This is a genomic window from Citricoccus muralis (genome assembly GCF_029637705.1).
Classification (GTDB): Bacteria; Actinomycetota; Actinomycetes; order Actinomycetales; family Micrococcaceae; genus CmP2.
On sequence record NZ_CP121252.1, the window covers coordinates 360049 to 382571 of the forward strand.

Genomic DNA, 22523 nt, shown 5'->3' on the forward strand with positions numbered 1-22523 from the left:
CTGGTGACATGGGACACATTGTGGTGGGAATTGACGGATCCGAGAACAGTCTGCACGCCTTCGACCATGCCCTGACCCTGGCCCGGGGCCGCAACGCCGCCCTGGAAGCGGTCGCCGCCTACACTGAGCCCGGCTACGGGTACACCCCCGCGGCCGCCTCGGCCTCCCGGGCCGGAGACGCCCGTACCCTGGCCCGGGCCGCCCTCGATGAGACGGTCGCCTCGGCCGGGCTCAGCGAGGACGAAGAACGCCGGGTCACCACCACCGTGGTGGAGGGCGATGCTGCCAAGGCCCTGATCGAAGCCTCCGCCACCGCCGATCTCACCGTGGTGGGTCAGCGCGGTCGCGGCCGGATTTCGGGCCGGTTCATGGGAAGCGTGTCCTCCTCGGTGGCCGCCCACGGGCAGTGCCCCACCCTGGTGATCCCGGGACACACTGGACCCCACGACGACGCAGAGCCCAGTTCGGCGGCAGACCCGCTCAGCGAAGATCTGAAAGCCGCACTCGATGCAGCCGCGGCCGAGCGCGGAGACGGACTGGCCCGCGGCGCCCACGCCTCCGCGGATGCCGGCGACGACGTCGAGAAGATGCTGGACTTCTCCGGCAGCGTAGTGGTCGGGACTGACCTGCAGGCCGAACCGATCACCCTGGCCCTGGTGGCCGCGGAGTACGCCCAGCAGCTGGGCCACACTCTCACCCTGGTGGCCGCGCATCGGTTCTCCGCCACGGCGTGGGGTCCGGTGTCACCCATCTACGGGGCGCAGGTGCCCCAGATGCGCCGCGATTTCGCCGACCGGCTCGCCCTGATCGCGGGCAAGGTGGCCGAGAAAACCTCGGTTCCGGTGCGTTGGCGGTTCTTCGACGCCGCCCCCGCCACCGCCCTGGGAGCCGCCTCGGCCACCGCGCCGCTCGTCGTGGTGGGCACCCGCGGCCGCGGCGGATTCGCCGGACTGCTGCTGGGTTCCGTGAGTCAGTCGCTACTCAACCGCACCGATGCACCGGTGCTGGTGGTCCCGCACACCCGGGAGAACTGAGCCGGGTCAGCCCAGCCCAGCTAGTTCACCCTTGTTCAGCCCTGTTCAGCCCTGTGCCTGAATGGCGGTGATCGCGACCGTGTTCACGATGTCGTCCACCGTGCAGCCTCGGGACAGGTCGTTGACGGGCTTGTTCAACCCCTGCAACACCGGGCCCACCGCCACCGCGCCTGAGGACTGCTGCACCGCCTTATAGGTGTTGTTGCCGGTGTTGAGGTCCGGGAAAATGAACACCGTGGCCTGCCCGGCCACCTCCGACCCCGGCATCTTCGACGCGGCCACCGAAGCAGACACCGCGGCGTCGTACTGCAGCGGCCCGTCCACCTTCAGCTCCGGGTGCTGAGTGCGCACCAGCTCGGTGGCCTCGCGCACCTTGTCTACCGCCTCGCCCGATCCGGAGGCGCCCGTCGAGTACGACAGCATCGCCACCCGCGGGTCGACGCCGAACTGGGCGGCCGTCAGTGACGACGCGTACGCAATATCCGCCAGTTGTTCCGCATTCGGATCCGGGTTCACCGCGCAGTCGCCGTACACCAGCGCCCGGTCCGGCAACAGCATGAAGAAGACGGAGGAGACGATCGATACCCCGGGGCGGGTCTTGACGAACTCCAGCGCCGGGCGGATCGTGTTCGCCGTCGTGTGCGCCGCCCCCGACACCATGCCGTCGACGTCGCCGAGCTGCACCATCATCGTGCCGAAATACGCACCCTCGACCATCACCTCGCGTGCCCGTTCCAGGTCCACCCCGCGGTGGGCGCGCAACCGGGCATACTCCTCGGCGTAGCGCTCGCGGTCCACGGCGTCGGCCGGATCCACCAGCTCGAGCCCGGTCAGGTCCACACCCTCCTGAGCGGCGATCTCCCGCACCCGCGCCAGGTCACCGAGCACCACCAGCTCACACACGTCACGACGGCGCAAGATCTCCGCGGCGCGCAGAATCCGAGGGTCCTCGCCCTCGGGCAGCACAATCCGTTTCCGATCCGCCCCTGCTCGGGAGATCAGCTGGTGCAGGAACCGCAACGGGGTCACCCGGGTGGGTCGGCTCAGCTCGATCCGGCTGAGCAGCTCATCGGCGTTCACCCGCTGATGCCAGGCCCCCAGTGCGGCGGCGGTTTTACGGGGCTGTGCGGAGGAGAGCTCCGAGCGCACCGATGCCACCTGCTGGGCGGTGCCAAACGTGTCCGCAAACGAGATGAACACCGGGAATGGGGCGTGGGCGTACAGCCGCTGAATGTGCAGGTTCGGCTCGATCCCGTTGGTGAGAATCATGCCCGCCGGCACCGGGAACTCCGGCGTCAGCGACGACGCTACCGTGGCCAGCACCGCATCCGAGCGGTCACCGGACACGATCACCAGCGCCCCCTCCTGCAGGATCTGCAGGAAGTTTCCGCCCTCCATCGACACGGCTTTCACCTCGGAGACATCGCGGTCCAGGTGCTCGGAACCGGCCACCTGCTGCAGTTTCAGTGCGTCCGCAATTTCCGCCACCGAGGGCAGGCTCAGCTCGGCCAGCTCGGGGAGCACGTAGACGGTGCGGCGGTGCTTGCCCGGGCGGATCGCCTGCGAGATCTCCTCGATCCGGGCCGGATCGGCGCGGTTGACGATCACGGAGAGCAGGTCCACCCCGGCGTCGTCGAGGGTGTGCCGGGTCAGGTCTACCGCGTCAGCAGTCTCAGCCGGGTCGAGTCCAACCGCGGGCACCACCGCCACCACCGCGGCGTTCAGATTCCGTGCCAGCTCCGCATTCAGCTCCACTTCAGCCGCAGATTCGGCGGTCACCAGGTCGGTTCCCTCCACCACGACGACGTCGCATGCGGCACTGATCTGTTCGTACAGGGCGACGCTGCGTTCCTGGATCTCCTCGTGCCGCCCCGCCGTCATCAGGGAACGCGCCCCGGCGGCGGTCATCCCACCGCGGGCCAGCTCCGCGCTGAGCCGAAACTGCTCGCGCATCAGCAGCACCATCGGGTCACTGTCGACGTCGTCTCCGGGCACCACGGGCCGGAAGTAGCCGATCGATCCGGAGCGTTTGTACAGCGAGTCCGCCAATCCGAGGCTGACCAGCGACTTTCCGGCCCCGGCGGTGGTGGTGGCAACGAAGATTCCCTGACCCATGCGTTCCACTATAGGTGTCACCCGGGGCTCGACGGTGTTACTGGGGACACCCGATCAGGCACACTGGGGGAATGATCGTTGCATTCTCTGTTTCTGTGTCCGGCCAGGGCTCCGCGGGCCCCGATGCTGCCTCCGGTTCTGCCGACGGCACCGCCGAGGGGTCGGTGAGCCACGCGGTGGCCGCGGCCGTCGAGGTGGTGCGCGGCTCCGGGCTGGACCACCGCACGTCCTCGATGTTCACCGAGATCGAGGGGGAGTGGGACGAGGTGATGGCGGTGGTGAAGAACGCTGTCGACGCCGTCGCCCCCTATGGCGCCCGGATTTCCCTGGTGCTGAAGGCCGACATTCGCCCCGGTCGCACCGGTGAGATCGAGCACAAGATTGCCCGGGTGGAACAAGCCCTGGCCGAGCGGCCGTGACGTTCCGGTCTGTGAGGTTCGGACGCCGACGCCGCGGTGAGCCGCGCACCCCGGGGGAGTCCCGGTACTACGTGCGTGCGGCCGACCCCGCGGATCTACCCGCCGTGCTGGCGATGAAGCTGGCCAGTTGGCGCGAGGCCTACGGTGAGCTGCGCGACGCCGAATTTTTCGACCGCGCCGAGGCCACCCTCGAACAGCAGGTCGAGCATTGGGCCGGGCTGCAGCACCGCGGCACCGGGATGTGGCTGGCCGAAGACCTCACCGATCGCGTGGTCGGAATGGCCTCGCTCGATCCGGGCGAGACTGGCGAGCTGGGCGAATCAGGCGCGCCGGGACCAGCCCAGCTGACCACCCTGTACGTGTTGGCGGAGGCCCAGGGCACCGGGGTGGCCGACGCTCTGCTGCGCGCCGCCCTGAACCACGCGGCGCCGAGCCTCACTCCCGACCCAGCCCTACCCGACTCACCCTTACCCGACGTCGTGCTCACCGTGCTGGAAAACAACCCGCGCGCCATCGCGTTCTACACCCGGCACGGATTCGAACAGGTCGGTGAACCCACCGAGATGACCGGGCCCTGGGCTGGATTGCGCGAAATCCGCATGGTGCGCCGCGGGGACCGCTCATGGTGAAGCATTCCCCGGTCAACATCGTCCCCGGGCTGTACCCGATCGACGCCGGCACCGCCGAGATCAGCGAGGATCCCTTCACCCCGGGGTGCTGGTTGCTCACCCTCAACGGCGCTGAATCCTCGCAGCTGAACCCCGATCAGCCCACCGTGCTCGGATTCGAGTACATGCGGTGGATCGCCGCTGTCATCGAGCACCGCTTCACCACGGACACCGCCCTGAAGGTCCTGCACCTGGGGGCGGCCGGCTGCACCCTGGCCCGCTGGGTCACCGCCCTGTACCCGAAAGCCCACCAAGTCGCCGTCGAGTATGACGCCGGTCTGGCCGCCCTGGCCCGCGACCGTTTCGGCCTCCCCCGCGCCCCGGCCCTGAAAATCCGTGTGGCCGAGGCCGGTGAGGTGCTCGCCGCCGGCTACCCCGACACCCGCGACGTCATCATCCGCGACGTGTTTGCCGACGACGACGCCGGCCGCCCCACCACCCCCGCTCATCTCACCGGGGTCGAACCCGCAGAGCACGCGGCCCGGCAGCTCGGCGCCCACGGGGTGTACCTGGTGAACTACGGTGGCGGGCCCGGCATGGCCGACGCCCTGGTGGAGCAGGCCGCGCTGGCGGAGGTGTTTGCCCACGTCATGGCGATCGCCGACCCCGCCATGTTCAAGGGGCGCCGCCGCGGCAACGTCATCTTCGCCTGCAGCCAGGCGCCGCTCACCTCCACCGCCCTGGGCGGGGAACCGGCGCTTACCCGGGCGCTACTCTCGGACCCGGTTCCGGCCCAACTTCGCCACGTCTCCCCGCCGAGCCCGGGGCGCACTAGACTGTGACCACCAGGACGGGGCAGCCCCACCGCCACAGGGCGGGCCACCTCGTTCCCACCGTACAGGGAGGTTGAGATGACCGGCATGTTCCATGATCCCGCCCGTCGCGTCGAGAACGAGGCGGAACGCACCCGCCGCCACGCTCAAACCCACGGCGTCGTCGTCGGGGTGGACGGGTCCAAGCGCTCGCTGGCCGCCGCCGTCTGGGCGCTGCGCGAAGCGACGCGGCGCGATCTGCCGCTGACGCTCGTCTCGGCCTACACCCTGCCGATCTTCCCGTCGGTGGCGCTCGACGCCGGCTACGGTTCCATGGAGGATTCCGCCCTGGCCGAAGGTGCCCAGCAGATTCTGGCGGCCACCGTGGAGCAGCTCGGTCCCACCGACGTCGAAATCCGCACCCGTGTCGAACTCGGCGACCCCGCTACCGTGCTCACCGACTACTCCTCCCAGGCGCACCTGCTGGTGGCCGGGTCCCGTGGGCGCGGCGGTTTCATGGGGTTGCTGGTGGGTTCGGTGTCGCGCAGCCTGCCGTCGAATGCCTCCTGCCCGGTGGTGCTCGTGCCCCTGGGGGCCGAAGAGTCTCGCGCCGGGGATAACGCCCCTGTGGTGGTGGGTTCCGACGGCGGTGAGCGCGGTCGACTGGCCATCCTGCGCGCCGCTGAGGAGGCCCGGTGCCGCGGGGCCGACCTGCGGTTGGTGTGTGCCATGGCGCCCGTGTCGTCGGCCGTCGAGTGGCTCCCGTCCACCGTGGACGAGCGCGCGCTGGTGGATGAACTGCAGGAGAAGATGGACGCCGGGGTGGCCTGGCTAAAGGCTCAGGTGCCGGACCTGAACGTCACCGGCGAGGTGATCGACGGCGTGCCGGTGGACGTGATGGTGGCCGAATCCGAATACGCCCGCCTCACCGTGGTAGGCACTCGGGGCCGCGGCGGTTTCGCTGGCGCCCTGCTGGGTTCGACGTCGCAGGGCATCATCGCCCACGCCAAGGGCCCGGTGATGGTGGTGCCGTTCACGAAGGACAAGCGCCTGGAATCCCGGCCGGAGTACGGCCCGATGTTCGACGGCTAAGTAGGACGGTTGCCTCGTTCTACTTGAGTGTTGACTTCCCCGTTCTTTGCGCGCTGGCCTACTCCCGTTGGGGTCGCCAGTAGGTGTTCCGCCTCGGTACTTGGTCGGGGTCGATATACGGGGGTGCGGTGAACCAGGGCACGTCATCGATGATGTGGATGTCCCAGTCGCCTCGGTCGGCTAACCGGTGATCATGGTGACACAGGAGTACCCCGTTGGCGGTGGAGGTGGGGCCGTGGTTGCGGGCTGGGTCGATGTGGTGGGCCTCGCACCACGGTGCTGGCGCGGTACATCCTGGGGCGGCGCAGCCGCCGTCGCGGGCGACGAGTGCTTTGCGTAGGTGTTTATCGAAGAACCGTTCGCTGGTGCCGACATCTAACACTTGTCCTGCCCCGCCGAGGACGATGGGCAGGATTTCGGCTTCGCAGAGGAGGTGTCTGATCGTGGTCGGGTTGATCGGGCCGGTGTAGGAGCCCTGGCTGAGTTGGAACCCTGGCAGGGTCCCATCAGTAAGCCAGGCTGGGTTGAAGTTTTTCGGCGCGATACCGCCCTGGTGCATCATGCGTAGCAGTAAGGGCAGGTCGATGGTGACCAGCATCTGAGGCCGGGTGCCGCCTTGGTCGGGGAGTTTGTTGTGTGGGACTTTCAGTCCGGCGGTGAGGACTCCGATGAGGGCGTCGTGGGCTTTCTGGTCCCGGGTGCGCTCATCCAGGCTCTCGACCGGGTGCCCTTCAGCATCGACCGCATGAGTTTCAGTGCCAGCCTCTGAGGTGCTGGTCGTGGTTTCGCTGTGGGATCCGGTTTTCGCTCGGGGGTTGTTCATGGCGTGGACGAGGGTGGAGAGGAGTTCGTCGCCGGCTTGGTCGGTGGCGCATTGCCAGATGCTGAGCTTGCCCCGAGTGCCGATGCGACGTAGTCCCCGCTTCTTTTCGGCGATTTTGTCGTCGGGTGCTTGGCCGTCGGGATTGATCCGAGTGCTGGTGCGTTCTTTCCACCCGGCCGCATAGGCAGTGAAGGCGTTGTCATCAAAGGTACGGGCCTGGTCGACCAGGGTTTTCTCCCCCTCAGTGATCAGTTGCTCGACGTCGTGGGGGTCAGTGCTCACGGAACGGGCTTCTTCATCCACCGCGTTCAGGGCGTCGATGATGGCCTGGGTGGCTCGTGGGGTGATGTCTCCGTCGACGGCGGCGTCGTGGACTTCGGGTAGCGGGGGTTCGGCGGTGGTGCCAGCGGCGTCGGTGAGGCTGGCCAGGGTGGTATCGGGGTGGATGGCGTTTGCGGTGTGGATCCGACGTCGGGCGACCCCGAATCCGACCATGGTGAGGGACCGCAGGTAGTCGGCGGCGTTTTTGTGTACGACCCGCCCGGTGGGTAACCCGAGGAGTTCGAGGCGTTGTTCGTGCAGGGGGAAGATCCGCCCGACAATCCCGGCCAACGCGGTTTCCACGTTCTCACACAGTCGGCCCAGAGTAGCGGCCTGGGCAATGATGCTGGGCAACGACCCGGCCGGGTCATCGCAGACGATGGCGTCCTCATTGTTCTTGCCGCCGGTGGTGTAGTGGCCTTTCTCGTTGGGCAGGAACGAGGTGCCCCAGTCGTGGCGGGTGTCGGGTTCTTCCCGGTGGTAGAGGCTGAACTCGTCATGGGCATGGGCCGCAGAGACGCGCCGGCTCAGGGTGGTGAGGCCCTGTTCAAGCAGGGTGGTCAGGTCGGCGGTGGAAAGGTCGTCGAGGGATTCAAGGAGTTCAGGCAAGGCAGAAAGGGAAGGCGATGCGGTGGTGGTCATGGCCTGGCTCCCCCTTCCTGCGGTCTGAGTCCCTCAGGCTTCTGGGGCGTGTGTTCTAGTTCCTATTCTAGTTGCGGTGTCGGTTAAAGGGAAGTGGTGATCGAGGTTGGGGATAAGTTGGGGTCGTGTTTTCTTGCTTCGCGGACTGGTGCGGGAGACGGCTCCTCCACAAGGGTGCGGCTCGCGACCCCGACGTGCTGCAGCGAAGGTAGAGCGCAGGTGGAGACAAAAATAGCGCCGGACCTCTGAGCGAGATCCGGCGTCTGGAGAAGAGGGGCGATGGGGAACGGGAAACGAGAAAACGGTCATGGGGGACATCGGGGGAGAGGGGCGAGAGAAGTTAAAGAAACAGAGGCGGTATCCCTTCGTTAGGGTGCCGCCTCTGTTCGGTATAGCCCCTCGGGAATCCGGAGAACTTCCCCGGACCCCGGATTCCCGAGGGTAGATGATGGCGCGGTCAGTAGCGACCTGCGTAGGGATGGACGTTCACCATGCCGCCGTAGTTCAGCGCTGTCACGGAAACGCCCATCTGGGGGTTACGTGCGTGCGCGATCTGGCCGTTCCCGATGTACAGCGCGACGTGGTACATGGAGGAGCCGCCGTTGGAGCTCCAGAACACCAGGTCGCCGGGCTGCAGCTGGCTCAGCGGCACATACTGCTTGGCGGCCTGGAACTGGGTGGTCGAGGTGCGCGGCAGGGACTTGCCGGCGGCCTGGAAGGCTCCCAGGGTGAACCCGGAGCAGTCATAGCCGGACGGGCCGTTGCCGCCCCAGGTGTAGTAAGTGCCCGGCTGGTTGGCCTTGTTGACGGCCCAGTTGATGGCGGTGCCTGCCCATCCGGAGTTCGACGCCGTCTGGACCTGCTGGGTCTTCGTCGGGGTCGGCGTAGGGGTTGCAGTGCGCGTCGGCGTAGGGGTGGCGGTCCGAGTTGGCGTCGGAGTTGCAGTGCGCGTTGGCGTGGGGGTGGCGGTGCGCGTGGCTGACGGCGACGCCGAAGCGCTGGCTGACGGGGTCGGGGTGGCCGTGGCGCTCGGAGTGGCAGAAGCGCTCGGGGAAGCCGAAGCCGAAGCGCTAGCAGATGCGGACGGCGATGCCGATGAGCTGGGGGAGGCCGTGGCGGTCTCGGAGGCCGTTGCGCTCGGCGTCTCGGAAGGCGTAGGAGTCTGGGTCGGTGTGGGGGTCGGCTCCTGGGCCTCTGCGGCTTCGGTGCTTGACGGTGAGGGGCTGACGGCTTCTTCGGCGGCGCGAGCATCAGAGTCGGCAATGGCTGCCTGCAGTGCCTGCTCCAGGTCCGATGCCTCGATGGCGGAAACGCGCTCTTCGGCCTCGGCGTCGGAAATATCGTGCAGCTCTGCATACAGGCCAACCAGCTGTGCTCGGTCGGCCTCTGCCTCCAAGCGGGCCTGCTCGGCGGCCTCGGCCTGACGGCGCAGTTCCGCCTGACGCTCGGCCTCGATGCGGGCCGCTTCTGCTTCGGCAGCCTCAGCGCGCTCGGCTTCGGCGGCCAATGCTTCGGCTTCGGCTGCCTGGCGGGCGGTGTCCTCCGCGGTCTGGGCCTGGGTGTTGGCGATCTGATCGGCGGTCGCGGCGCGGGAGAGCGTGTCCTCGTCGCCGAACATCACGTCGGTGACGGTGGCCCCGCCGTTGCGGTACATATCGGCGGCGGTGTTGCCGGCGGCCTCATCGGCGCTCGCTGCGGATTCGGATGCGGCGGTTGCGTGATCGCGTGCGGATTCGGCGGTGGTGCGTGCCTGGGCCACGGCTTCGGCGGCCACGCGGGCGTCCTCATTGGCCTGCTGGGCGTTGGCCTCGATCTCCAGCGCACGGCGGGTGGTCTGCTGGATGGCGGCGTAGAGTTTGCCCGCCATCTCGTCGCGGGAGGCGTCATCCGCTTTGGCCTCGGCGACCTTGTTCTTCGCCGGGATCGTTGCGCGCTCGGTCACCGTCTTGTCTTCGGCCTGCTGGCTGGAGCTCACGGACTGGAACAGGTTCGGCATGGCGGCAGCGGTGACGGCGCCCACGGTCACGATGGCGACGGCGGCGGTAACACCTGCAACGCGGCGAGTTTTCACAGCGGTTGTTCCTCTCACTGCGGAGCTCGAGGGTGAGTGATGTGCTGGCCGGATCACCAGCGGTGGTGGGCCGTCACATGATCGTCACGTTTAGGTGAAGAGAAGATCACGCTCAGGCTGTGTTGAGCTCCACAAGACACGAGAATAGATGCACAATTGTCACAAAAGCAACACAAGTCAGCCCCGTATCATAAAAAACAACGATGTAATTTTGTTACACCCGTTGCAAACGTGGCGTGTCGCGTCCGATGAGAGGTGTGAGTTTGCGTGGGCTGGCCCGGGGCTAGCCCCACCCGAGGCGATGCAACTCGTCGTCGTCGATGCCGAAGAAATGAGCCACCTCGTGCACCACGGTCACCGTGATCTGCTCAACGAGTTCCTCGCGCGTCGAGCACATCCGTTCCAGCGGATTCCGGAATATCGTGATTTGATCGGGCATGGCCCAGGGCTCATTGCCCCGTTCGGTGAGTGGGATCCCTTCGTAGAGACCGAGCAGTTCCGTGTCGGGGGCCTCCCATGGTTCTGGCTCATATTCGTCGGCCACGAACACCACAACATTGTCGATATGACGCTGCAATCGCCGCGGCAGACGGGTCAGAGCGTCCTGAACGGCGGCGTCGAATTCTTCCTCGGAAAGCCAGTGGTCATCGGCGGTTTGCACATTGGCGAGTCTTCCCTCTACAATTTTCTAGGTCAACCTCGCACTGTTGAACCGTGAATCCTCACGGAAGGTGGCGCGTGGAAGATAGGCCCCCATCGTCTAGCGGCCTAGGACACCGCCCTTTCACGGCGGCGGCACGGGTTCGAATCCCGTTGGGGGTACTGCATTTGCGGCACTAGCCTTGCGCTGGAAATGCGACGGTCATCCTCGGAAACGAGTGTGGTCAAGAGAGGGAAAAAACTCTGGTAGAGTTAGTTCCCGCAACAAGGCCCTGTAGCGCAGTTGGTTAGCGCGCCGCCCTGTCACGGCGGAGGTCGCGGGTTCAAGTCCCGTCAGGGTCGCGGATGCGAGAGCCTGTCCAGATGGACGGGCTCTTTGTCCACGAGATGCTTCCGAGCATCTTGGCTCTGTAGCTCAGTTGGTAGAGCGTTCGACTGAAAATCGAAAGGTCACCGGATCGACGCCGGTCGGAGCCACTGAACCCCCGCGTAGCTTCTACATCGCGGGGGTTCTTCGTTATGCTGGGGAGCGATACGGCGGCTTACTCAATCGATCGTTCAGTGTGGCCCTATTCGGCGGCCAAGGCGTCTTTGACGTTGGGGCGAGTGCGTTCTCGATCTAGCGACTCTAAAGTCGAGCGGTAAGAGGTGTCTGAGTACTGAGGGTCTATTGAAGTAACGTGCGGGTCGCCAGGTTGCAGGGCCACTTTCCGTGACGCTACTTGGGGTAAAAAAGTAGGGATCGGCCATAAATGGCGGATCCCTACTTGTTAGTCTCCCGGCGTCTCGCGGCGCCTCCCCTAAGTCTAGGGCAGAATGAGATCATGAGCAATGTCGATGTGTTGAGCTTGCGTCTTGGAAATGATCAATATGCCAATCTAATCGGCGCGCGTCTCATCGATTTTTTCAATGGACATGCACCCTGGCAACGAAGACTCTGGGACGTTGGCACTTGCATGTTGCTCGACGAGGTTGTCGAAGCAGTGGAATGGCGCGCTAAAGGAGTGCTGAGTGCCTCGGCGCTTTCGTGGCTAGCGCGTGATGCCGAGCGAATTATCGGACGAGACCCCGCGGCCGGTGATCGTGTGGTGAAGATGCAATTGCGTAAGGCGCTCCAAGCGAGGCTCAGCCCAGGAACGAGGCACGTCCGCCTGTTGCAGGCACTGTCGGCGTTGATTCAGGGCGGCTATCTTGAGCGCTGGCGAAATCTCCTTAATGGGAGGCCGTCGCCGGAACGCTTTGCGAGAGCGATGGCCGCACATCTCCTTGACCGCGGATATAGTATGCCGTTTCTCCATCGGTGGTCGCGGCAACTTTTCAAGGAAAAAGTGTCGTTGGCAGAGCTCATGGAAAGGTCGATTGAGCTATCCAGCCGGGATTTCGAGTCCTTTGAAGTCATGCTTCCATTTGTCTCAGTGCCTGGGGCGAAAACTTCACTTACTGAAAAAAATCCAGCCTGGCGGTCAGCCTCCGAAGTTCGAACATGGCTGAAGGATCATGCGGGCGACCCTAAGGGGGTGCGGCAAGCTGGAGGTTTTCTGTATACGTTCGAGGCCCGCGATCATGTCGCTGCTGCATACCTTGGTGCCCAGAATATTGACCGAATACTTGCGCGAAGTACGTTGGTGAGTCAACACTCGTCCAAGCCAGAGCCTGAAGGCCGGATTTGGGTGAAGGGTGTTGATCGCGCGATTAGATCTCCTCGAGAGACAAGAAATGCGTTCTTGAAGTCCCTGGTGTCGGAGTCACATTTGTACGAGCTAACGCATTCGACGGATCTTGACGATGCGCTAGAGCTCTTGGCGACTATGAATACTGGCTCTCCGGGGCCGGCGATTGCCAGCGGGTGGGCGGCTATTGAATCCTTGTTCGTAGCACCGACGGACCCGGATGACAGTGAAGAAGGTCGAGGTGCGGTTGCTGCAGACCGAGTTGCCGTTCTTGTCGCTGCGTCCTGGCCTCGGTCAGATCTCACGACACTTTCTCACCAACATCGGCCAGAGGTCCCGGACTTAACTTCACGCGCCTTGGCGTTGGCATCAAGTAATCGAGAACGAAGTCGGATTGTTGGTGAAGCTTTGCTGGCGGGCCGGGGTCTTAATCTAAGGGATGCTTCGGATCAGGCCGCCGCGGCACGCATGGCACAACTCATGAGTGAGCCTCGTAAGACGCTCAGCGATGTCGAGGCCCATGTGGCGAGCGCAATGCGGCGGCTGTATCGGCAGCGCAACATTGTGATGCACGGAGGGTCCACCGAGACCTTAACTCTTGAGTCTACGTTGCGGACGTGTGCGCCGTTGGTTGGTGCCAGTCTGGATCGAATAGCCCATGCGCGTCTCACAGATGATGTGGGTGCCCTGCATCTAGCGACGAAAGCTCGTTTGGGGATCGATCTCTTGAGTAGTGACAATCCAATTCATATTGTTGACTTGCTCGAGTAAGCTGGCGCGGGTTGACTAAATTCTGCAATGCCCGAAGTGTTCCTTGTTTCCAAGCGTGTGAAGAGAGAACTAGTCTCACATTCTGTGTCGCGCCGAGACAGGGTCCGGATTGCACTAATTGCTGCCGAGGCTGATGGTGACGAGAATGAAGCCGATGAGCTGCAGTGAGCCGCGTACGAGCTGAAGGACGTCCCATCTCCGTCGCATGGCCATGAAGCCCTCCGGTGCGGATGCTTCACGTATGCGCCCGGTGCGCAGATTGATGGGCACGTTCCCGACGATGGTCACTCCCAAGGCCACAGCCAGGCTCGCTGCGGCGGCGATGAGTCAGCCTGAGGGGCGGTCAACTGCGACGATGATCGCCAGTACGGTGGCCGCCGTCATGCCGACGGGCATCACTCGCCCGAAGGTCTTGAGCAATCCCTGCTCGACGACGAGCTGCGCGTCGGGGTCCAATTTTCGGATCACCGGATGGACCAGCGCTACGGAACCGAATTCGGCCGAGCCGACGAATCCGACGATGAGAATGGTGGCGATCTCCAGCCAGGTCATGGTGCCGACTCCTCGCGCAATGGGTAGTTGAACTATCTATAGGTGGATAGTAGTACTATCTGTTGTGAAGTGGAAAGTCGAGCGTGTGAAAGGCGGGCGGCATGGACATGAAGATGGCGGAGCTGGCGCAGCGCTCCGGGCTCAGCGTGGCCACGATCAAGTACTACCTGAGAGAGGGTCTGCTGGCTCCCGGACGGCGCACCAGCGTGAACCAGGCGGTCTATGACGATGCGCATCTGGAGCGGCTGCGGCTGATCCGCGCTCTGGCGAAAATCGCCGGGCTTCCCCTGCAGACCATTCGCGCCGTCATCGATTCTGTCGATGGGCAAAGCTCGGTGCTCCACGCGATGGCGGTGACCCAGGATGCGTTGGTCGGTGATGTCGAGGAGGAAGAGCCTGTCAGCGACGAGGGGCGGTTAGAGGCGCTGACCGAGGCGGAGCGGGTGCTCGACGAGACGATCCGGGCGCGTGGTTGGGAGTGCGAACCCGGATCACCGGCACACCGTGCGGCCGTGCGTGCGGTGGCGCAGTTGCACGAGGAAGGGCTGACCGCGCTGGTGGGTCGGCTCGATGACTACGCTCAGGCAGCCGATGCGGTTGGACGCACCGATCTGGAGGCTGTCACCGGTGCGGCGAGTCTGGAGGAGACGATCCGCGGGGTGGTGCTGGGCAGTGTGATGCGCCGACCGATGCTCGACGCCTTGGTGCTCTTGGCGCAACAACACTACGCGCGCCAGCACGCGACCATCTGAGGCGCGAGGCTGAGCGGTGAGGCTCAGTTCGTCAGTCGGCGCCAGAGGTTCGTGTCGGCCAGATCCAGCAGCTCGTCCCCCTGGCCGGCGATCACCGTGCGCAGCGCCCACAGGGTGAAACCCTTGGCTTGGGCCGCGGTGATGCTCGGCGGAATGGAGAGCTCCTGGCGGGTGGTGCGCACGTTCACCAGACGGGGACCGTCGGCCGCGAGTGCCTCGCGTAGCGTGGCTTCCAGTTCGGCGCCGGTCTCCACCTGATGACCCGGGATGCCCACCGCTTCGGCCACCGCGGCGAAATCGGGGTTGGCCAGTTCGGTGCCGAAATTCACCTGGCCGGCGGCTTTCATCTCGAGCTCGACGAACCCCAGCGAGGAGTTGTCGTAGACGACGATGGTGACCGGCAGGTTGTTCTGCTTGATCGTGATGAGATCCCCCATCAGCATGGCCAGTCCGCCGTCACCGGCCAGCGCGATCACCTGGCGTGAGCGGTCCACGGCCTGGGCGCCGAGGGCGTGCGGCAGGGCGTTGGCCATGGAGCCGTGGATGAATGAACCGAGCAGGCGGCGGTCTCCGCCCAGGTTCAGGTACCGCGACGCCCAGATCACCGGGGTGCCGACATCCGCGGTGAAGACGGCGTCGTCGTCGGCGAGCTCACCGATCAGGCGGGTGAGGTACTGCGGGTGCACCGGGCCGCGGTCGTCTGCCGCCGCCAGCCGGTCCAGTCCCTTGCGCGCCTTCTCGTAGTGCTTGCGGCTGTCGCGCAGGTGCTTGCCGGAGCGCTTCTCGCGTAGCAGCGGGGTGAGGGCGGCGGCGGTGAGGCGGACATCGCCGACCAGTCCCAGGTCTAAGGGGGTGCGCCGTCCCAGCTGTTCGCCGCGCAAGTCCACCTGGATGACGCGGGCGTCGTCCGGGTAGAACTGACGGTAGGGCAAGTCGGTGCCCAGCATTAACAGGGTGTCGCAGCGTTCCATGGCCCGGTAACCGGAGCTGAAGCCCAACAGGCCGGTCATGCCGACGTCGTAGGGGTTGTCGTGCTCGATGTACTCCTTGCCGCGCAGGGCATGCACGATGGGGGCCTGCAACCGCTCCGCCAGAGCGAGCACCTCATCGCGGGCACCAGCCACCCCGGCGCCGGCCAAGATGGTGACCCGTTCGGCGTCGTCGAGCAGTCGGGCGGCCTCGCTGAGCTCCTCGACGGAGGGGACCACCTGCGGATTGCTGCGGCGGATCGGCGCGGTGGGACGGCGTGAGGGCGCCTCCTCGAAGAACACGTCGCCGGGAACCACCACCACAGCCACACCACGGCGCTCGACGGCGGCACGCATCGCGTTCTCCAGGACCCAAGGTAGCTGGGCGGCCGAGCTGATCATCTCGGTGTAGACGCTGCACTCCTGGAACAGCTCCTGCGGATGGGTTTCCTGGAAGTATCCGGAGCCGATCTCTTCGCTGGGAATGTGCGAGGCGATGGCCAGCACTGGGACCCGGGACCGGTGGGCGTCATAGAGCCCGTTGATGAAGTGCAGGTTGCCGGGGCCACAGCTACCGGCCACCACCGCCAGTTCCCCGGTGAGTCCGGCCTCGCCGGCCGCGGCGAAGGCGGCGGATTCCTCATGGCGGACATGCATCCACTCCACCGAATCGTTATCACGTAGCGCTTCGGTGAACGCGTTCAGCTAGTCTCCGGCCAGGCCCCAGACCCGGCCGACGCCGGCACGTTCGAGTTCGGTAACGAAGAGTTCGGCGATATTCATGGTGCCAGGCTAGGGGTGCGTGACGGGGCGCCTCAATGGTTGAGGTGCGTGAGCAGGCCCTCGGCGACGGTGTCGATCGTGGCGTGGGTGTCAGCTTTCACGTCGTCGGGAGACCAGGAGAAGGAGTAGGACCGATCGGCGATGGCGTGCATGGACAGGTCGTTCCAGGAGTCGCCAAAGGTGATGAGTTCGACGTCGTCGCGTGACACACCGAGGTGCTCGATGAGCCACTGGAGACCGGTTCCCTTCGAGGCCCCGCGCGGGAGAATGTCGATAAAGGTCTGGTTGAGGAACACGTCGACGTCGAAATTCTGCTGCACCCAGTCATGGATGCGCAGCCGCAACTCCCGATCTTCCGGCACCCAGATGGGCACGCCAATGAACTGCTCGCCGGTGACCTCGTGCACCGCGACCTCGCGAAAATCACGCAGAATCGACGTCGACATCGTCGGCGGCAGGGTGGAGAGGAAGCGCGCGTCGTTGCTCTCCAAGGTGGTGCCGTAGACGGCGAGCCCGGGGGTGTCGCTCAGTTCGGCAACAATGCTGCGCACCAACTCCACGTCCAGGGCGGTGGAGTGCAGCACGGTATCGTTGCGGTCGGTGACGACGGCGCCGGTGAACAGCACCGAATAGTCGAAGGCGACGTCGAACCCGCGCAATGCGAACTGGGCGGCGGACCGTGACTTTCCGGTGGCCGCCACGGCCAGGTGCCCAGCGTCCTGCCAGGCGCGGATAGCGGTGATGGTGTCGGCGGGAATGTCGTCGCCGAAAAGGATGGTTCCGTCGAAATCGAAAGCGGCGATTCTCATACTGCGAGCCTAGCTGCTGGTCAGCGCAGCAGGGGCAGGCCGAGGCCGCGGTACTCCAGGTTCTTCGACGCTTTGACCAGGCCGATGATGGTGACGACCAGGTGGACGACGCCAGCGATGAGCCAGAGGGTGATGGGGATGCCGATGGGGAAGAAGGTGGTGGATCCTTCACCGTCGAGCGCGAACAGGATGGCCACGTGGGCGCCTATCAGCACGACGGTGAGCAGCAGGTAGGTGAGCCCCCAGTTGGCGGCGTGGCGGCCGTTCGCCTCGGCCAGCGGACCCTTGTGTCGGGCAGAGCGGCCGGCGATGAGCATGGCGATGGAGGCCACCAGTGCGGAGAGCACCGGGATCGGGATCAGTATGAGCAGGCCCAGGCCCCAGGGCAGGGCGCCGGTGGCCGGACGGTACATCCCGCCCGGGGCTCCGTACTGCGGGTGCTGCTGCGGCATGCTCGGGGGATCGGGGTAGATTCCCGGTCCGCCCGAGGCGCCCTGATACGGGTACTGCGGGTACTGCGGCATCTGCTGCGGTTGGTTCTGGTGGTCATCGGAGTAGGGATTGCTCATGGGCGAAGCATAGTCACAACGCGTCGAACCTGTCAGGACGTGGACCTCACGCAGGAGGAGAGCTGATCATTTCTGTGCGTGCTTGCGGCTGACGTGGCGTCAACCGGTAAAACTGAAGCATGAGACGTTCACCTGCGGAGAAATCACCCGAACCGGGTCGGTTGTGGTCCACCCATGAGGTGGTGGCCGCGACCGGGCTGACGTCACGGACACTGCGCCACTATGACCGGATCGGGCTGCTGGCGCCCACCGAGGTCGGCGTCGGCGGGCTGCGCCTCTACGACCAGGATGCTCTGCTGCGGCTGCAGCGGATTCTGCTGCTGCGCGAGACGGGCATGCCACTGGCGGAGATCGCCGTCGTCGTGCATGACGTGGTGGCCGCCGCCCCGGCGGAGCACCACCGCCAGATCTCGGCGCTGCGAGCCCAGCGGGAGCGACTGCTGGCCGATCGTGAGCGGCTCGACGTACAGATTGCCACGGTGGATCGCACCGTGGAAGCACTTCAGAAAGGACATGAGATGACACCGGAAACCCTCTTTGACGGGTTTAATCACGAGCAGTATGACGCCGAGGTGCGCCAGCGTTGGGGCGACGAGGCCGCGGATCGATCCAACGCGTGGTGGAACGGGCTCGGCGAGGATGGCCAGCGCGATTTTCGTGATGAGCTCGAGGATCTCAACGCCGCCTGGGACCGGGCGATCGCCGCCGGTGTCGACCCGCTGAGCGAGACCGCGCAAGAACAGGCCCGCCGGCACGTGGAATGGCTGGGCCGGGCGATGCCCCAGCCGCTGAGCCGCGAGCTGGTGCAGGGGATCGTGCAAATGTATGTGGGCGACGAGCGGTTCGCCCAGAACTACAACCGAGTGTCCGCGTCCGGACCGCAGCTGGTCCGCGATGCGGTGCATCATTACGCCCAGTTGCACTTGACCACGGGGGACTGACAGGGCCGTTCTCAGCAGACGAAAATCGAGCGGATCATGGCGGGCAGGCACCCCTACACTGGAGGCATGCCTCGCCGGGTGGATGATTTTCGCGGACTCACGCAGCACTCTCGTGTGCGGCTGTTGCATGCGGTGCAGCGGGGCCCCGGACGCCAGCTGAAAGAGCTCGCCGAAGCGGTGGGCCTGCGGTTGAGCACCACCCGAGACCACCTCGCCGTACTGGAAGAAGAAGGACTGATCGTCGCCGAGCCGATCCCGATCGGGCGGCGTGGACGCCCGCCCATGGGCTTCTCACCGGTGCGCACCGCGCAGCAGAGCGCCACGGCGCGACGTCGAGTGGCGGAGGCACGACACCGGGGCGAGCAGCTACGCCGGCTACACCCCGACCTGGAGGCGGGTCCGGCCCTGGATGAACGGGCCCAGCACCAGCTTGACACCCTGTATGAACACCTAGACGACGCCGGGCTCGAGCCGGACATGGACAGCTCCGCGCTCAAGGTCAGCCTGATCCCGTGCCTCTATGAGGACATGATCGACGCCGAACGCCCGGCCGTGTGCTCGGTGCACGCGAAACTGGTGCGCCAGCAGCTGGAACAGGTGGACGGTCCGGTGCGGCTGCGCCGGCTGCGACCCTTTGTGGGGCCGCGCCGCTGCGAGCTGATCCTCGGGCTGATCGATGAGGCTCATGATCGCAGCGACAGCAACGACGGCGTCGAAAATGATGACAGTATCGACAGCATTGACGGGGAGCACAGCGATGCCGAGCTGGAGCAATTCGCGCTCGCAGCCCGGCACGCCGCCTACGCCCGTGAGGCCGCCGACGCGCGAGTATAGCCGCCCGGATCAGTCTGCGGGCTGTTGCGCCCAGAGATCCGGGCCGAACACCTCGTAGTGGATCCGCTCGGACGGCACCCCCTGTTGCATCAGCGTGCGCCGGGCGATCTGCATGAACGGCAGCGGCCCGCACATGAACACCTGCGCCTCGGCCGGCAGCTCGACGTCGGAGAGGTCCATGAATCCGGGTCGCGCCGGGTGCAGGGTCGGGGCCCGCTCCGCGTCCTGTTCGTACCAGTTCTGCGCGCGGGCGTCCGACATGGCCAGCACCTGGCGACGCAGCCCATCGTAGAGCGCGTGTGACGTGTGGGACTTGTCGGCGTGGAACAGCCGCACTGTGCGGTCCGGCTGCCGGCGGGAAAGATCCTCCATGATGGCGGCCACCGGGGTGATGCCGATGCCCGCGGAGACCAGCACCAGGGGAGTGTCGGACTCATCCAACACGACGTCGCCTGCTGGCAACGACACGTCCAACACCGTGCCCGGCGTCGCGTTCTCGTGGAGCCACCCGGAGACCTGGCCATCCGGGGTGCCCTTGACACCGCGCACCCGCTTGATGGTGACCCGCAGCGAATCCCCGCGCGGCCCCGAGGAGATGGTGTACTGCCGGGGCTGCCGCGTGCCATCGGGCAGATCCACCGCAATCGCCACGTACTGTCCCGTGCGATGGGAGGGGATCTCCCCGGCCAGCGGTGCCAGCAACAGGGAGAACACCTCGTCGGATTCCTCGAACCGCTCCACCACCCGGTACTTCGTCCACGGGGACTCCGGATCCACGCCGCCCTGGGCATAGAGCTTCGCCTCCTCGGCAATGAGCGCGGTAGCGAACAACCAGTACACCTCGTCCCAGGCGGCGGCGATCTCCGGGGTCACCGCATCGCCCAGCACCTGCGGGATCGCACCCATCAAGTAGCGCCCCACGATCAGGTACCAGCTGGCTTTGATGCCCAGCGAGACGTGCTTGTGGGCGATGCGCTGCATCACCGGGGTGAAGTCTGGTGCCTGCGGGTCGACGAGCTGGGTGGCGAAGGCGACCACCGAGGCGGCCAGCGCTTTCGGCTGCTCGCCCACCGCCTGGTTCGCGCGGTTGAACACGTTGAGCAGCTCCGGGTGGGCGGCAAACATGTCCTGGTAGAACTGCGTGGTGATCTGATCGGAATGCTCGGCGACGACGGCGGCCGTGGCGGCCACGGTGGCTGCGGCATCGGGGGAGAGTTTCAGCATGGGACTGCCTTTCACTGTCGGGGGAGGATCACCCCTTGATCGTCGTCCAGACCCCGGATGCAGTGCGGCGGTTTTCACCGGTTTTATTCGACAGTCTGGTGTCTGGTTGACGGAGCGCCTGCCGTTCAACCCTGATTTACCCGCAGTCTGCCTGGCGGAGACCTCGGGGCTACACATGCTCCGTAGGGTTCCATCCGTGCCTGAATCGACCGTTGCCCCCGTGCGCCCTGCCGCCCCGCAGGACACGCTTCCCTCGGGTGATCGGCAGCGGCAGGAACGCGAACACCGCAGCGCACGCCGTCGGCGCAGTCGGAAAAACTGGGCGCTGTTCCTGCTCTTCGCTGGACCGAACATCGCGCTGATTCTGCTGTTTATCTACTACCCGCTGATCGCCAATATCCGGTACTCGCTGCTGAACTGGCGGCTGGGGTCCGACACCGCGACCTTCATCGGGCTCGATAACTACGTGCGGTTCTTCACCTCGGATACCGGGGTAGAGGTGTGGCGCATCACCGGGATCTTCACCGTCGCGACCGTCGTTGGCTCCATGGTGCTCGGGCTGGCGCTGGCGCTGGTGTTGAACCAGAAACTGCCCGGCCGCACCGCGGTGCGCACCGCCGTCTTCTCACCCTATGTGCTCTCCGGCGTCGGCGTGGGACTGGTGTGGAGCTTCATTTTCGACCCTAACCTGGGCGTGCTGGGGCATGTGTTCCGCTACTTCGGGCGCAACTCCCCGCAGTGGTTCCTCGACGCCGATTTGGCCCTGGTGATGGTGATCATCGTCTACATCTGGAAGAACCTGGGCTACTGCGCGGTGATTTTCCTGGCCGGGCTGCAAGCGATCCCACAGGAGTTGATCGAGGCCTCCAACATTGACCGGGCCGGCCCGATCCGCCGCTTCGTCAAAGTGGTGCTGCCGCTGCTCAGCCCCACCATGTTCTTCATCCTCATCACCTCGATCCTGTCCTCCATGCAGGCATTCGACGTGCTGCGGATCATGACTCCCGACGGCCACGGCACCAACACCATCCTGTTCGAGGTGTACCTGCAGTCGTTCGGCGCTTACCAGCGCGCCGGCTACTCCGCCGCCATCTCCGTGGTGCTGTTTCTGGTGCTGTTCATCATTACCGCGGTGCAGATCCGGTTCGTGGAGAAGAAGGTGCACTACGCATGAAAAACGCGCTGCGCCCCCGCAATCTGTGGTCTGCCCTGGCCGGCGGCTACCTCCCCATGCTGCTGGCCCTGCTCATCGTGGTGCTGCCGCTGCTGTGGATGGTCATCTCGTCGTTCAAACCGGTCAGCGAGATCGTCACCACCGCCCCCACCTTCTGGCCCCAGGACCCGACCCCCGACAACTACGCCGAGGTGGCCCGCCGGGTACCGTTGGGTACCTTGTTCCTGAACAGCCTGATCACCACCGGGGTCGGCTCGCTCATCAAGGTGCTGCTGGCCATCACCACCGCCTACGCCCTGGTGTTCATCAACGTGCGGTTCAAGAACCTGATTTTCTTGGGCATCCTGGTGGCCCTGATGGTGCCCCCGGAAGTGGCGATGCTGCCGAACTACCTGACCATTTCCGGGCTCGGCGGGCGCAACACCCTGTGGGGCATCGTGCTACCCGGGCTCGGCACCGCGTTCGGCACCTTCCTGCTGCGACAGCAATTCAAAACCGTGCCCTCTGCCCTGGTGGAGGCGGCAGAACTCGACGGCGCCGGCCACTGGAAGCGACTCTGGCGGGTGATCGTGCCCGTCTCCGGACCCACCATCGCCACCGTCGCCCTGGTCACCATCGTCAACGAGTGGAACAACTTCCTCTGGCCGCTGATCATCACCGACTCCACCTCCACCATGACCCTGCCGGTGGGCCTGAACCTGCTCAACTCCGTGGAAGGCCAGACCGGCACCTACGGGATTCTGATGGCCGGCGCGGTGCTCGTGATCGTGCCCGTGCTCATCGTCTTCGCCGCCCTGCAACGCTACATCGTCGCCGGCCTCACCCAGGGCGCTGTCAAATAACCGACCTCACCGACCCAACTGTCCCTGACTGCACTGT

At 65.5% G+C, this 22523-nt stretch carries 21 protein-coding genes and 3 tRNA genes; 14 read left to right on the forward strand and 10 right to left on the reverse strand.

What is annotated here, in order from left to right:
* Positions 1-8 precede the first annotated feature (8 nt).
* Positions 9-1034, forward strand: coding sequence for a universal stress protein (locus P8192_RS01610; RefSeq protein WP_278157961.1), 1026 nt, complete (start codon positions 9-11; stop codon positions 1032-1034).
* Positions 1035-1079: 45 nt separating this feature from the next.
* On the opposite strand, the gene pta is transcribed toward P8192_RS01610, so the two are convergent.
* On the reverse strand, positions 1080-3149 hold the full coding sequence (pta, locus tag P8192_RS01615; protein ID WP_278157962.1) for a phosphate acetyltransferase: 2070 nt from the start codon (positions 3147-3149) through the stop codon (positions 1080-1082).
* 71 nt (positions 3150-3220) lie between these two features.
* Between pta and P8192_RS01620 the strand changes: the two genes are divergently transcribed.
* From P8192_RS01620 to P8192_RS01635, 4 genes are all read left to right on the forward strand, one after another.
* The gene (locus tag P8192_RS01620) at positions 3221-3568 is read left to right on the forward strand and encodes a thiamine-binding protein (protein ID WP_278157964.1); all 348 of its coding nucleotides are present in this window, start codon (positions 3221-3223) and stop codon (positions 3566-3568) included.
* A gap of 11 nt (positions 3569-3579) precedes the next feature.
* On the forward strand, positions 3580-4197 hold the full coding sequence (locus tag P8192_RS01625) for a GNAT family N-acetyltransferase (RefSeq protein WP_278157966.1): 618 nt from the start codon (positions 3580-3582) through the stop codon (positions 4195-4197).
* Entirely contained in the window at positions 4191-5018 is an 828-nt protein-coding gene (locus tag P8192_RS01630) for a spermidine synthase (protein ID WP_278157967.1), read from the forward strand. The genes P8192_RS01625 and P8192_RS01630 overlap by 7 nt, the downstream gene beginning before the upstream one ends.
* Positions 5019-5087: 69 nt before the next feature.
* Entirely contained in the window at positions 5088-6080 is a 993-nt protein-coding gene (locus tag P8192_RS01635) for a universal stress protein (RefSeq protein ID WP_347403419.1), read from the forward strand.
* Between the two features lie 58 nt (positions 6081-6138).
* Here the strand turns inward: P8192_RS01635 and P8192_RS01640 are convergent, their stop codons facing one another.
* The 3 genes from P8192_RS01640 to P8192_RS01650 all read right to left on the reverse strand — a co-directional run bounded on the left by P8192_RS01640 (position 6139) and on the right by P8192_RS01650 (position 10598).
* On the reverse strand, positions 6139-7866 hold the full coding sequence (locus P8192_RS01640; protein ID WP_278157969.1) for an HNH endonuclease signature motif containing protein: 1728 nt from the start codon (positions 7864-7866) through the stop codon (positions 6139-6141).
* A 457-nt stretch (positions 7867-8323) separates the two neighbouring features.
* Positions 8324-9937 carry an NlpC/P60 family protein gene (locus tag P8192_RS01645; RefSeq protein ID WP_278157971.1) on the reverse strand — a complete coding sequence of 538 codons (1614 nt, stop codon included), beginning with the start codon at positions 9935-9937 and terminating at the stop codon, positions 8324-8326.
* A gap of 283 nt (positions 9938-10220) precedes the next feature.
* Positions 10221-10598, reverse strand: coding sequence for a metallopeptidase family protein (locus tag P8192_RS01650; protein WP_278157972.1), 378 nt, complete (start codon positions 10596-10598; stop codon positions 10221-10223).
* Between the two features lie 88 nt (positions 10599-10686).
* On the opposite strand from P8192_RS01650, the gene P8192_RS01655 reads away from it, so the two are divergent.
* From P8192_RS01655 to P8192_RS01670, 4 genes are all read left to right on the forward strand, one after another.
* Positions 10687-10759: transfer RNA gene (locus tag P8192_RS01655), tRNA-Glu, on the forward strand.
* Positions 10760-10865: 106 nt separating this feature from the next.
* Positions 10866-10939, forward strand: a tRNA-Asp gene (locus P8192_RS01660).
* A gap of 62 nt (positions 10940-11001) precedes the next feature.
* Positions 11002-11074, forward strand: a tRNA-Phe gene (locus P8192_RS01665).
* A 347-nt stretch (positions 11075-11421) separates the two neighbouring features.
* Positions 11422-13038, forward strand: a complete 1617-nt coding sequence (locus P8192_RS01670; RefSeq protein ID WP_278157973.1) for a hypothetical protein — start codon at positions 11422-11424, stop codon at positions 13036-13038.
* A gap of 114 nt (positions 13039-13152) precedes the next feature.
* On the opposite strand, the gene P8192_RS01675 is transcribed toward P8192_RS01670, so the two are convergent.
* Positions 13153-13362 (reverse strand): DUF1772 domain-containing protein, encoded by a 210-nt coding sequence (locus tag P8192_RS01675; RefSeq protein WP_278159689.1) that lies wholly within the window; start codon positions 13360-13362, stop codon positions 13153-13155.
* Between the two features lie 3 nt (positions 13363-13365).
* Positions 13366-13590, reverse strand: coding sequence for a hypothetical protein (locus P8192_RS01680; protein WP_278157974.1), 225 nt, complete (start codon positions 13588-13590; stop codon positions 13366-13368).
* A 101-nt stretch (positions 13591-13691) separates the two neighbouring features.
* Between P8192_RS01680 and P8192_RS01685 the strand changes: the two genes are divergently transcribed.
* Positions 13692-14342 carry a MerR family transcriptional regulator gene (locus P8192_RS01685; protein WP_278157976.1) on the forward strand — a complete coding sequence of 217 codons (651 nt, stop codon included), beginning with the start codon at positions 13692-13694 and terminating at the stop codon, positions 14340-14342.
* Between the two features lie 23 nt (positions 14343-14365).
* On the opposite strand, the gene poxB is transcribed toward P8192_RS01685, so the two are convergent.
* From poxB to P8192_RS01700, 3 genes are all read right to left on the reverse strand, one after another.
* Entirely contained in the window at positions 14366-16015 is a 1650-nt protein-coding gene (poxB, locus tag P8192_RS01690; protein WP_278159691.1) for a ubiquinone-dependent pyruvate dehydrogenase, read from the reverse strand.
* 110 nt (positions 16016-16125) lie between these two features.
* The gene (locus tag P8192_RS01695) at positions 16126-16902 is read right to left on the reverse strand and encodes an HAD family hydrolase (RefSeq protein ID WP_278157977.1); all 777 of its coding nucleotides are present in this window, start codon (positions 16900-16902) and stop codon (positions 16126-16128) included.
* Positions 16903-16922: 20 nt separating this feature from the next.
* Positions 16923-17471, reverse strand: a complete 549-nt coding sequence (locus P8192_RS01700; RefSeq protein WP_278157980.1) for a DUF4870 domain-containing protein — start codon at positions 17469-17471, stop codon at positions 16923-16925.
* A gap of 119 nt (positions 17472-17590) precedes the next feature.
* Between P8192_RS01700 and P8192_RS01705 the strand changes: the two genes are divergently transcribed.
* Entirely contained in the window at positions 17591-18412 is an 822-nt protein-coding gene (locus P8192_RS01705) for a MerR family transcriptional regulator (RefSeq protein ID WP_278157982.1), read from the forward strand.
* A gap of 66 nt (positions 18413-18478) precedes the next feature.
* A complete protein-coding gene (locus tag P8192_RS01710) occupies positions 18479-19246 on the forward strand; it encodes an ArsR family transcriptional regulator (RefSeq protein ID WP_278157984.1) in 768 nt (255 codons plus the stop codon).
* A gap of 9 nt (positions 19247-19255) precedes the next feature.
* Here P8192_RS01710 and P8192_RS01715 read toward each other — a convergent pair whose 3' ends face one another.
* On the reverse strand, positions 19256-20470 hold the full coding sequence (locus tag P8192_RS01715) for a globin domain-containing protein (protein WP_347403420.1): 1215 nt from the start codon (positions 20468-20470) through the stop codon (positions 19256-19258).
* A 175-nt stretch (positions 20471-20645) separates the two neighbouring features.
* On the opposite strand from P8192_RS01715, the gene P8192_RS01720 reads away from it, so the two are divergent.
* Positions 20646-21644: a carbohydrate ABC transporter permease gene (locus tag P8192_RS01720; protein ID WP_431521155.1), complete on the forward strand. Its 999-nt coding sequence runs from the start codon at positions 20646-20648 to the stop codon at positions 21642-21644.
* Entirely contained in the window at positions 21641-22486 is an 846-nt protein-coding gene (locus P8192_RS01725; protein WP_278157985.1) for a carbohydrate ABC transporter permease, read from the forward strand. The genes P8192_RS01720 and P8192_RS01725 overlap by 4 nt, the downstream gene beginning before the upstream one ends.
* Positions 22487-22523: the final 37 nt, after the last annotated feature.

Coding starts and splice junctions, on each gene's coding strand:
- P8192_RS01610 (WP_278157961.1), top strand. CDS start 9: ATGGGACACATTGTGGTGGGAATTGACGGATCCGAGAACAGTCTGCAC.
- pta (WP_278157962.1), bottom strand. CDS start 3,149: ATGGGTCAGGGAATCTTCGTTGCCACCACCACCGCCGGGGCCGGAAAG.
- P8192_RS01620 (WP_278157964.1), top strand. CDS start 3,221: ATGATCGTTGCATTCTCTGTTTCTGTGTCCGGCCAGGGCTCCGCGGGC.
- P8192_RS01630 (WP_278157967.1), top strand. CDS start 4,191: ATGGTGAAGCATTCCCCGGTCAACATCGTCCCCGGGCTGTACCCGATC.
- P8192_RS01635 (WP_347403419.1), top strand. CDS start 5,088: ATGACCGGCATGTTCCATGATCCCGCCCGTCGCGTCGAGAACGAGGCG.
- P8192_RS01640 (WP_278157969.1), bottom strand. CDS start 7,866: ATGACCACCACCGCATCGCCTTCCCTTTCTGCCTTGCCTGAACTCCTT.
- P8192_RS01670 (WP_278157973.1), top strand. CDS start 11,422: ATGAGCAATGTCGATGTGTTGAGCTTGCGTCTTGGAAATGATCAATAT.
- P8192_RS01680 (WP_278157974.1), bottom strand. CDS start 13,590: ATGACCTGGCTGGAGATCGCCACCATTCTCATCGTCGGATTCGTCGGC.
- P8192_RS01685 (WP_278157976.1), top strand. CDS start 13,692: ATGGACATGAAGATGGCGGAGCTGGCGCAGCGCTCCGGGCTCAGCGTG.
- P8192_RS01695 (WP_278157977.1), bottom strand. CDS start 16,902: ATGAGAATCGCCGCTTTCGATTTCGACGGAACCATCCTTTTCGGCGAC.
- P8192_RS01700 (WP_278157980.1), bottom strand. CDS start 17,471: ATGAGCAATCCCTACTCCGATGACCACCAGAACCAACCGCAGCAGATG.
- P8192_RS01705 (WP_278157982.1), top strand. CDS start 17,591: ATGAGACGTTCACCTGCGGAGAAATCACCCGAACCGGGTCGGTTGTGG.
- P8192_RS01710 (WP_278157984.1), top strand. CDS start 18,479: ATGCCTCGCCGGGTGGATGATTTTCGCGGACTCACGCAGCACTCTCGT.
- P8192_RS01715 (WP_347403420.1), bottom strand. CDS start 20,470: ATGCTGAAACTCTCCCCCGATGCCGCAGCCACCGTGGCCGCCACGGCC.
- P8192_RS01720 (WP_431521155.1), top strand. CDS start 20,646: ATGCTCCGTAGGGTTCCATCCGTGCCTGAATCGACCGTTGCCCCCGTG.
- P8192_RS01725 (WP_278157985.1), top strand. CDS start 21,641: ATGAAAAACGCGCTGCGCCCCCGCAATCTGTGGTCTGCCCTGGCCGGC.